Here is a 9,826-nt window from a genome sequence, read left to right as displayed (position 1 = left end):
GCGCAGTTCTGACACCCCCCCCTGGACTCCCCCCCCTGTGCCCCTCCCCTCCCCCCCCCCCCCCCCCCCCCCCCCCCCTGCCCCCCCCCCCCCCCCCCCCCCCCCCGCGCCGTAACGGCGACCCGGGCCCGGCTACTCGCCGCCCTTCTGGACGAAGGACCGCACGAAGTCCTCGGCGTTCTCCTCAAGGACGTCGTCGATCTCGTCCAGCACCGAATCGACGTCGTCCGACAACTTCTCCTGGCGTTCCTTGAGGTCCTCGGAAGCCTCCGCCTCCTGCGTCTGCTCCTCGACCTCTTCGGTGGAACGTGTGGCCTTCTGCTGTCCGCCGCCGCTGTCCTTGGTCGCCATATCCCTCACCCCGCTCGGTTCGCCCCGCTCGATGTGACCTTCAAGATCCGACCCTACAAGGAGGGTCTGACATCGGCCCTGCACTTGGTGCAACGTCCGGGAGTCACCTTCATGATTCCCGCACCGCGGCCATTTCAGCCGTGGATCAGCCGTGGATCGCCGCGGAATTTTGTCGTGGACGCGCCGTGCTCAGCGCCCGGACAGCAGCCTGACCAGCTCCTCGGCCGTCCGGCACCGGTCCAGCAGGTCCTTGACGTGTTTCCGGGTCCCGCGCAGGGGCTCCAGGGTGGGCACCCGTTGCAGGGAGTCACGGCCCGGCAGGTCGAAGATGACCGAATCCCACGAGGCGGCCGCGACGTCGTCGGCGTACTGCTCCAGGCAGCGGCCGCGGAAGTACGCCCGGGTGTCCTCCGGAGGCTTCTGCCGCGCCCGATCGACCTCGGCGTCGTCCAGGAGCCGCTTCATCTTGCCCCGGGCCGCCAGCCGGTTGTACAAGCCCTTGTCGGGGCGCACGTCGGCGTACTGGAGGTCGATGAGGTGCAGCCGGGCGGCGTCCCAGTCCAGGCCGTCGCGCCGGCGGTAGCCCTCCATCAGCTCCCGCTTGGCCACCCAGTCCAGCTCCCCCGACAGGCTCATCGGGTCGTTCTCCAGCCGCCCGAGCACGTCCTCCCACCTGGTCAGGACGTCCTTCGTCTGCTCGTCCGCGTCCGCTCCGTAGCGGTCCTCGACGTACTTGCGGGCGAGTTCGAAGTACTCCATCTGGAGCTGTACGGCGGTGAGGGTGCGGCCGCTGCGCAGCGTGATCAGGTGTTGCAGGGTGGGGTCGTGCGAGACCTGGTGGAGGGTGCGTACGGGCTGGTCGATGGCCAGGTCGACGGCGATGAAACCGTCCTCGATCATGGAAAGCACCAGGGAGGTGGTGCCCAGCTTCAGATAGGTCGAGATCTCGGAGAGATTGGCATCGCCGATGATCACATGCAGCCGGCGGTACTTCTCCGCGTCCGCGTGCGGTTCGTCGCGGGTATTGATGATCGGCCGCTTGAGGGTCGTCTCCAGCCCGACCTCGACCTCGAAATAGTCGGCCCGCTGACTGAGCTGGAAGCCGTGGTCATGGCCGTCCTGGCCGATTCCGACCCGGCCGGCGCCGGTCACCACCTGGCGCGAGACGAAGAACGGCGTCAGATGGCGCACGATGTCGGAGAAAGGCGTCTCCCGCTTCATGAGGTAGTTCTCATGCGTGCCGTAGGAGGCGCCCTTGTTGTCGGTGTTGTTCTTGTAAAGGTGGATGGGCTGGGCGCCGGGGACCTGACCCGCCTTCTCGGCGGCCTCGGCCATGATCCGCTCGCCGGCCTTGTCCCACAGAACGGCGTCGCGGGGGTTGGTGACCTCCGGAGCGCTGTATTCGGGGTGCGCGTGGTCGACGTAGAGCCGGGCACCGTTGGTGAGGATCACATTGGCGAGGCCGATGTCCTCGTCGGTGAGCTGACTGGAATCGGCGGCCTCGCGGGCGAGGTCGAAGCCGCGGGCGTCCCGCAGCGGATTCTCCTCCTCGAAATCCCAGCGGGCACGTCGTGCCCGGTGCATCGCCGCCGCGTAGGCGTTGACGACCTGGGATGAGGTGAGCATGGCATTGGCGTTCGGGTGACCGGGGACGGAGATCCCGTACTCCGTCTCGATACCCATTACTCGCCGTACGGTCATGCGGCCCTCCTTGCCCGGCGGCGCCCCCGGATGGGGTCGGCGCTCAAGTACCGCTGCGCTTCCGGTCCGTGTGCTGTCCCCGCTCCGGACCGGCGAGACGCGGCGGTACCGAAGAGCCTAGAACGCCTTTGCGGCGCTGGGGAGATCATTACAGTCATTACTCCCGTCCGGTTTTCCCTGTTTCCCGTCGCCTTACCGGGGAGCGGGCCCGCCAATCCGGAAAAGCGTCCGGCTGCGGACGCCCCGTGCAGGACATCCGCAGCCGGAGTGCGGTCTTACAGGTATTGGCCGGTATTCGCCACCGTGTCGATGGAGCGGCCGGTGTCCGCGCCCTGCTTTCCGGTGACCAGCGTACGGATGTAAACGATCCGCTCGCCCTTCTTACCGGAGATACGGGCCCAGTCGTCGGGGTTGGTGGTGTTGGGCAGGTCCTCGTTCTCCTTGAACTCGTCCACGCACGCCTGGAGGAGGTGGGAGACCCGCAGACCCTTCTGGTTGTGCTCGAGGAAGGCCTTGATCGCCATCTTCTTCGCACGTCCGACAATGTTTTCGATCATGGCGCCGGAGTTGAAGTCCTTGAAGTACAAAACTTCCTTGTCACCATTGGCGTAGGTGACCTCCAGGAAGCGGTTCTCCTCGGATTCCGCGTACATCTGCTCGACCACCGACTGGATCATCCCGCTGACCGCGGCCTTGCGCGAGTCGCCGTGTTCGGCGAGATCGTCGGAGTGCAGCGGCAGGCGTTCCGTGAGGTACTTCGAGAAGATGTCCTTGGCGGCCTCCGCGTCCGGACGCTCGATCTTGATTTTGACGTCGAGGCGGCCGGGGCGCAGGATCGCCGGGTCGATCATGTCCTCGCGGTTCGAGGCGCCGATCACGATGACGTTTTCCAGGCCCTCCACACCGTCGATCTCGGAGAGCAACTGCGGAACGATGGTGTTCTCCACGTCCGAGCTGACCCCGGAGCCACGGGTGCGGAAGAGGGAGTCCATCTCGTCGAAGAAGACGATGACGGGGGTGCCCTCGCTTGCCTTCTCCCTGGCCCGCTGGAAGACCAGCCGGATATGCCGCTCCGTCTCGCCGACGTACTTGTTGAGCAGCTCGGGGCCCTTGATGTTGAGGAAGAAGCTCTTCCCCGCCGGCTGCCCGGTCACCTCGGCGACCTTCTTGGCAAGGGAGTTGGCGACCGCCTTGGCGATGAGCGTCTTGCCGCAGCCCGGCGGGCCGTAGAGCAAGACGCCCTTGGGCGGGCGGAGTTCGTGTTCCTTGAACAGGTCCGGGTAGAGGTACGGGAGCTCGACCGCGTCCCGGATCATCTCGATCTGGCCGCCCAGACCGCCGATCTTGGTGTAGTCGATGTCCGGGACCTCTTCGAGAACGAGTTCCTCGACCTCGCTCTTGGGGATGACTTCGTAGACGTAGCCGGAGCGGGGTTCGAGAAGCAGGGCGTCGCCGGGGCGGATGGTGATGTCCAGCAGCGGCTCGGCGAGCCTCACCACCCGTTCCTCGTCGGTGTGCCCGATGACCAGAGCGCGCTCGCCGTCCTCAAGGATCTCCTTGAGGGTGACGATGTCACCGGCGCTCTCGAACTCCATGGCCTCGACCACGTTGAGTGCTTCGTTGAGCATGACCTCCTGGCCGCGCCTGAGGTCTGCCGTCTCCACGCTGGGGCTGACATTCACCCGGAGTTTTCTGCCTCCGGTGAAAATGTCGACCGTGTCGTCCTCGTTGGACTGCAGGAAGACACCGAAGCCGGCCGGCGGCTGCGCGAGCCGGTCGACTTCCTCCTTGAGCGCGACGATCTGGTCGCGGGCCTCGCGGAGAGTATTGGCGAGTCGCTCGTTCTGAGCCGAGACGCCGGCCAGGTTGGTCTGCAGCTCGACGATCCGCTCTTCGAGAATCCTCGTGTGACGCGGAGAGTCGGCGAGCTTGCGTCGCAGGACGGCGATCTCCTGCTCGAGATAGGCAACCTGGCCGGCGGGATCTTCAGACCCCCGCCCCGGCCGGATGCCGCGGTTGATGTCGTCGTCGTGGGCTGCCACGGTCCTCACCTCCTCCAAGGAGCTGGACGCTTCCTGACCCTACCTGGGCCGGTGCAGGTTGAAACCCCTAGATCGAAAAGACTGTCGGGGTGTGTCCGATCTTCACCCTTGCGCACGTCCTCACGCCAAGGGAATACCCACCCAACAACATCGGAAAGCGAGCGGTTGTATCGTCGAGTCGGTCAACACCCGTCAGGGGTGGCGCCACTTAGACAAAAACGGTTCACGTACGCAGGAACGGCAGGCGAGATGACCGCGCAGGATGAAGCCCGTCCAGAGCTTGAAGTCTGGATCGATCAGGACCTGTGCACCGGCGACGGAATCTGCGCCCAGTACGCCCCCGAGGTCTTCGAGCTGGACATCGACGGCCTGGCCTATGTCAAGGGCGCGGACGACGAGCTGCTGCAGGACAAGGGGGCCACAACGCCCGTCCCGCTGACGCTGCTCGCCGACGTGCGGGACTCGGCCAAGGAGTGCCCCGGGGACTGCATCCACGTCCGCCGGGTCGCCGACCGGATCGAGGTCTACGGCCCGGACGCGGAGTAGACGCCGCACGGACAGGGCGTAGGCGCTGCGTAGCCGGCGTCTATTTTCTCCACGGCAGGTGACGGATCAGGCACGCTGGGTACCCATCGCGGCGGGAAGTTCGCTCCGGACGAACTTCCCGCCTTTCCATTGCCACTTGGCGCTCTCCCGCACGTCGGGGCAGCAGTGCGGCACGTCGGGGGTGGAATAGCCCAGGAGCGTCGCGGAGACCGCGCCGCCGCGGAGGGCGAGGTCCTGGACGCTGAGCCGCCGCGCGGGCGCGAGAAGGGTCGCCACGACCCGGGGCGGGGCCTTGGCGTCGGACGGCTGGGCCAGGACGTAGACGCCGCTGGGCGGGGTGCCGGTCTCGGAGTGGCAGCGGACCACCGCGACGGTCTCCGTCGTGCCGTCGCCGTCGAGGTCGCCGGAGAGGTGTTTCACCACGTCGAGGCGGTTGGGCCCGCAGTCGACGGGAAAGGTCACCCGGCGCGGGTCGGGGGCGGCGGCACGGGGGCCGTTCCCGGCGGCTTTGGAAGTGCTGGCGGTGGCATCGGGAGGCTGGACGAAGGACGCGGCCGCGACGACCGCCGAGAGGGCGGTGGCGGTGGCGAGCCAGTGCATGGGGCGGGGCTGGGTGTGCGAAAGGTCCTGGCCTGCCAAGGGCTGCACGCGGGGTAACTCCTGTGAAGTGCTGTGGCGGTGGGAGTGCCCAGCATCGTTCCACAGGTGAGGGCGGCAAGGAACCGGTTGGGCGGGAGTTTCCCGCCGGAGAAGGAAGAAGCGCCGCCGACGGTCCCCGGCGGGGGAACTCGTCGGCGGCGCTTGCGGTTTCGCGGGCCGGGCCGGGACGCTCAGGCGCCCTGCGCGGCGGCCTCCGAGCCGCCGGCGGCCGCGCTTCCGGCCGCCTTGCCGGGACCGGTGTAGTCGTCGCCGTACGCGCCCTTGGCGGGCCGGCGGCGGCGCAGCGGGGGCTCGACGCCGTCCGCGAGGCGGCGGGCGGTCAGCAGGAAGCCGGTGTGGCCGATCATGCGGTGGTCGGGGCGGACGGCCAGGCCCTCGACGTGCCAGGTGCGGACCATGGTCTCCCAGGCCGACGGCTCGTTGAAGGTGCCGTGTTCGCGGATCGCCTCCACGGTGCGGGCCATCTGCGTGGTCGTGGCGACGTAGGCGCAGAGGATGCCGCCGGGCACCAGGGCCTTGGAGACGGCCTCCAGGCACTCCCAGGGGGCGAGCATGTCGAGGATGACCCGGTCGACGTCGGTGTCGGAGAGGTTGTCCTGGAGGTCGCCGACGGTCAGCGTCCACGCGGGGTGCGGGCCGCCGAAGTAGCGCTCGACGTTCTGGGTGGCGATCTCGGCGAAGTCGGCGCGGCGCTCGTAGGAGTGCAGCATGCCGTCGTCACCGATGGCGCGCAGCAGGAAGCTGCTGAGCGAGCCGGATCCCACCCCCGCCTCGACGACCCGGGCGCCGGGGAAGATGTCGGCCATCGCCAGGATCTGCCCCGCGTCCTTGGGGTAGACCACGGCGGCGCCGCGGGGCATGGACAGGACGTAGTCGGGGAGCAGCGGGCGCAGCGCGAGGTAGGCGACGTTCCCGGTGGTACGGACAACACTGCCCTCGGGAGCACCGATCAGCTCGTCGTGGGGGAAGGCTCCCTTGTGGGTGTGGAAGCTTTTTCCCTCTTCGAGCGTGAAGGTGTAGTGGCGTCCCTTGGGGTCGGTGAGCTGGACCTGGTCCCCGACCTTGAAGGGCCCGCGACGGCGGGCGGCACCGGTCGGTTCGGACATGTGACCAGCCTACCGGCCCGTCGGGGCGCCCCGGACCAGCGGGCCGGGTGGGTGGCCGGGGGCGGGTGGGTCAGGAGGGGCGGGCCATGGCGGAGACGAAGGCCCGCTCGACGTCGGTGGTGGACAGGACGCCGTAGATCTCGCCGGTGTCCTCGACGACGAGGTATTCCGTGGCGGGGGTGGCGCGCAGGTGTTCCAGGAGCTCCTCGCCGGCGAGTTCGGCGGGGACGCGCATGCCGTCCTTGAGGTCCTGGGCGAGGGTGCCGACGGGGACCCAGGGCCGGCGGTGGTCGGGGACGGCGACGATGGCGGCCTCGCGGACGAGGGCGGTCGGCTCGCCGCGGCGGTCGACGACGACCAGGGCGCGGGCGCCGGCGTCGTTGGCGCGGCGCAGCGCCTCGGAGAGCGGGGTGTCGGTCTCGACGGGGACGGCGCGCCGGGTCAGGACGCGGGCGCGCAGGTCGGGCAGGCGCTCGCGGAGCCGGGCCATGCGCAGGCTGTTGCCCGCGCCGGTCCAGATGATGGCGGCGAGGATCGCGGCGAGCAGGGCGTCGGTGAGGGAGTCCGCGCCGCCGATCTCGGGGCGGGCGTTGCCCAGGGCGCCGGTGTGGGTGAGCAGCGGCAGGCCGATCAGGACGGTGACGGCGAGCGCGCGGCCGACCCAGGCGGCGGCGACGGTGCCGGTCATGGGCCTGCCGGTGAGCTTCCACACGACGGCGCGCAGCATCCGGCCGCCGTCCAGGGGGAGGCCGGGCAGCAGGTTGAAGACCGCCACGATGAGGTTGGAGATCATCAGGCCGGCGACCAGGACGCCGGGGACCGTGTCGGGCTCGACGAACCGCATGCCGGCGTAGAAGACGCCGGCCAGGAGCAGGGAGAGCAGCGGGCCGACGAAGGCGAGGACGAATTCGCGGCCGGGGGTCTCGCTCTCCTTCTCGATCTCCGAGACGCCGCCGAAGAACTGGAGCTGGATGCGGCGTACGGGGAGCTTGAAGCGGAGGGCGGCGACGGTGTGGGCCAGTTCGTGGACGAGTACCGAGGCGTAGAAGGCGACGGCGAAGAACAGTGAGACGAGGTAGCGGGCGCCGCCGAGCTCGGGCAGGACGCGCTCGAGCTGGCCGCCGAAGACCCAGGTGATCAGGGCGGCGACGACGAACCAGCTCGGGGCGACGTACACCGGTACGCCGAAGGGGCGGCCCATCAGGATGCCGCCGCCGCTGCCCTTCCTCCTGCCCGGCACGGGTGCCTTCGGCTCTCGGTCGTGCACGGGCGGCTCGGGCGGATTGGGCGGCTGGGGCTGCACGGAACCCTTGGGATCCTGCGGCTTCCCGCTCTCGTCCACGGCGTCCCCTCGTCGAATGCGGCCTTCGCGCCTGCTCGGCGTGATCTCTCGATCGTGCAGGGCAAAGGGGTCTGGCATCGATGGTATGCGGAGCGGCCCACCGTGATCGGCCGCGGGGCCGAGGACCGGCCTCGCCGCTCGCGTGCGGTCGGTGGTGTCGGTGGGGGGCCGTAGGGTCTGGTGGCATGGGAACGAGCACCGAGAACGCCGAGGCGGCAGCAGCGGACGGCTCCGCGGGGGCGGGCACGCGGCCGGACGTGGCCGGGCCGGGGCATCAGCGCGGGCCGCTGCCGTCGGAGGAAGCCGGGGGCGGGGCGGCGGCCGGCGGTCCGGCCGGGGGCCCGGAGGCGGCGGACGCGACCGGGGGCCTGGGCGTCGCGCCCGAGGTGGCCGCCGCCCGGCCGGTGGCGCTGTCGCCGTCGCGGGCCGCGGATTTCATGCAGTGCCCGCTGCTGTACCGCTTCCGGGTGATCGACAAGCTGCCGGAGAAGCCGAGCGCGGCGGCGACGCGCGGCACGGTGGTGCACGCGGTGCTGGAGCGGCTCTTCGACGCGCCCGCGGCGGAGCGTACGGCGCCCGGTGCGCGGGCGATGGTGCCCGGTGAGTGGGAGAAGCTGCTGGCCAAGCGGCCGGAGCTGGCGGAGCTGTTCGACGGCGACGCCGGGGGCGAGCGGCTGGCGGCCTGGCTGGCGGACGCCGAGGCCCTGGTGGAGCGGTGGTTCTCGCTGGAGGATCCGACGCGTCTGGAGCCGGCCGACCGCGAGCTGTATGTGGAGACGGTGCTGGATTCCGGGCTCCGGCTGCGCGGTTTCATCGACCGGGTGGACGTCGCGCCGACGGGCGAGATCCGCATCGTCGACTACAAGACCGGCAAGGCGCCGCGGCCGCAGTTCGCCGAGGGCGCGCTGTTCCAGATGAAGTTCTACGCGCTGGTGATGTGGCGGCTGCGCGGGGTGGTGCCGCGGCGGCTGCAGCTCGTGTATCTGGGCAGCGGCGATGTGATCACGTACGACCCCGGTGAGGCCGATCTGCGGGGCGTGGAGCGCAAGTTGCTCGCCCTGTGGGACGCGATCCAGCTCGCGACGGACACCGGCGACTGGCGGCCGCGGCCGACGAAGCTCTGCGGCTGGTGCGACCACCAGGAGCGCTGTCCGGAATTCGGTGGCACTCCCCCGGTCTATCCGCTGACGGTCCGCCCGGCGGGCGACGGGGCGTCGGACCCACTCACCTAGCAGGGCAGAATGGAGTCGATCCGGGCTTGATCGCCGGGACGGCCCCACCGAAGGAGACCTCGTGGCCATCCGCGTCCTGCTGGTAGACGACCAGCCCCTGCTGCGTACGGGATTCCGGATGATTCTGGAAGCCGAGCAGGACCTGGCGGTCGTCGGCGAGGCCGGTGACGGTCTGCAGGCGCTGGACCAGGTGCGGGCGCTGCAGCCCGATGTGGTGCTGATGGACATCCGGATGCCGCGGATGGACGGCGTGGAGGCGACGCGTCAGATCACCGGCCCGGCGAAGGACGGCCCGGCCAAGGTGCTGGTGCTGACGACCTTCGATCTGGACGAGTACGTGGTCGAGGCGCTGCGGGCCGGGGCGAGCGGCTTTCTGCTGAAGGATGCGCCGGCCGATGAGCTGGTGCAGGCGATCCGGGTGGTCGCGGCGGGTGAGGCGATGCTCGCGCCGAGCATCACGCGCCGGCTGCTGGACAAGTACGCCGGACATCTGCCGTCGGGTGAGGAGCCGGTGCCGGACACGCTGCACACCCTCACCGAGCGCGAGGTGGAGGTGCTGAAGCTGGTGGCGCGCGGGTTGTCGAACGCCGAGATCGCCGCGGATCTGTTCGTGAGCGAGACGACGGTCAAGACGCATGTGGGCCATGTGCTGACGAAGCTGGGCCTGCGCGACCGGGTGCAGGCCGCGGTGTACGCGTACGAGAGCGGGCTGGTGCGCCCCGGCGCGCAGTAGGACCGTCCCCGGGCGGGCCGCCCGGGAGCGGAGGGGATACGCCACGGCGGGGGGGGCCTACAATCCCCCATCCGCCCTCCCTTTCGTTCGTTTCTTGCGGTTTTGCTCCATTC

Annotated in this window: 9 protein-coding genes; 3 read left to right on the top strand and 6 right to left on the bottom strand. The window is 69.7% G+C overall.

Translation table 11 applies throughout. The annotated features are described in order from the left end of the window. Positions 1-132: 132 nt before the first annotated feature. The 3 genes from ACZ45Z_RS26625 to arc all read right to left on the bottom strand — a co-directional run bounded on the left by ACZ45Z_RS26625 (position 133) and on the right by arc (position 4,094). Complete coding sequence (locus ACZ45Z_RS26625) at positions 133-351, bottom strand: ubiquitin-like protein Pup (protein ID WP_227048627.1); 219 nt, start codon at positions 349-351, stop codon at positions 133-135. A 189-nt stretch (positions 352-540) separates the two neighbouring features. Then, the gene (gene dop, locus ACZ45Z_RS26620) at positions 541-2,052 is read right to left on the bottom strand and encodes a depupylase/deamidase Dop (protein ID WP_468367272.1); all 1,512 of its coding nucleotides are present in this window, start codon (positions 2,050-2,052) and stop codon (positions 541-543) included. A gap of 275 nt (positions 2,053-2,327) precedes the next feature. Beyond that, on the bottom strand, positions 2,328-4,094 hold the full coding sequence (arc, locus tag ACZ45Z_RS26615) for a proteasome ATPase (protein WP_468367269.1): 1,767 nt from the start codon (positions 4,092-4,094) through the stop codon (positions 2,328-2,330). A gap of 249 nt (positions 4,095-4,343) precedes the next feature. Here arc and ACZ45Z_RS26610 point away from each other — a divergent pair, with 249 nt between their 5' ends. Next, positions 4,344-4,640, top strand: coding sequence for a ferredoxin (locus tag ACZ45Z_RS26610; RefSeq protein ID WP_468367267.1), 297 nt, complete (start codon positions 4,344-4,346; stop codon positions 4,638-4,640). Between the two features lie 66 nt (positions 4,641-4,706). On the opposite strand, the gene ACZ45Z_RS26605 is transcribed toward ACZ45Z_RS26610, so the two are convergent. The 3 genes from ACZ45Z_RS26605 to ACZ45Z_RS26595 all read right to left on the bottom strand — a co-directional run bounded on the left by ACZ45Z_RS26605 (position 4,707) and on the right by ACZ45Z_RS26595 (position 7,748). Further along, positions 4,707-5,288: a hypothetical protein gene (locus ACZ45Z_RS26605; RefSeq protein WP_468367264.1), complete on the bottom strand. Its 582-nt coding sequence runs from the start codon at positions 5,286-5,288 to the stop codon at positions 4,707-4,709. A 182-nt stretch (positions 5,289-5,470) separates the two neighbouring features. Continuing rightward, positions 5,471-6,406, bottom strand: a complete 936-nt coding sequence (locus ACZ45Z_RS26600; RefSeq protein ID WP_468367261.1) for a tRNA (adenine-N1)-methyltransferase — start codon at positions 6,404-6,406, stop codon at positions 5,471-5,473. A 70-nt stretch (positions 6,407-6,476) separates the two neighbouring features. Next, positions 6,477-7,748 carry a site-2 protease family protein gene (locus ACZ45Z_RS26595; protein WP_468367258.1) on the bottom strand — a complete coding sequence of 424 codons (1,272 nt, stop codon included), beginning with the start codon at positions 7,746-7,748 and terminating at the stop codon, positions 6,477-6,479. A 185-nt stretch (positions 7,749-7,933) separates the two neighbouring features. On the opposite strand from ACZ45Z_RS26595, the gene ACZ45Z_RS26590 reads away from it, so the two are divergent. Together ACZ45Z_RS26590 and ACZ45Z_RS26585 are read left to right on the top strand one after the other, a co-directional pair. Then, the gene (locus ACZ45Z_RS26590; RefSeq protein WP_468367254.1) at positions 7,934-8,980 is read left to right on the top strand and encodes a RecB family exonuclease; all 1,047 of its coding nucleotides are present in this window, start codon (positions 7,934-7,936) and stop codon (positions 8,978-8,980) included. 61 nt (positions 8,981-9,041) lie between these two features. Next, on the top strand, positions 9,042-9,713 hold the full coding sequence (locus ACZ45Z_RS26585; protein WP_468367250.1) for a response regulator: 672 nt from the start codon (positions 9,042-9,044) through the stop codon (positions 9,711-9,713). Positions 9,714-9,826: the final 113 nt, after the last annotated feature.

Source organism: Streptomyces sp. NPDC031210, from assembly GCF_055570395.1.
This window is presented reverse-complemented; position numbering and strand designations above follow the sequence as displayed.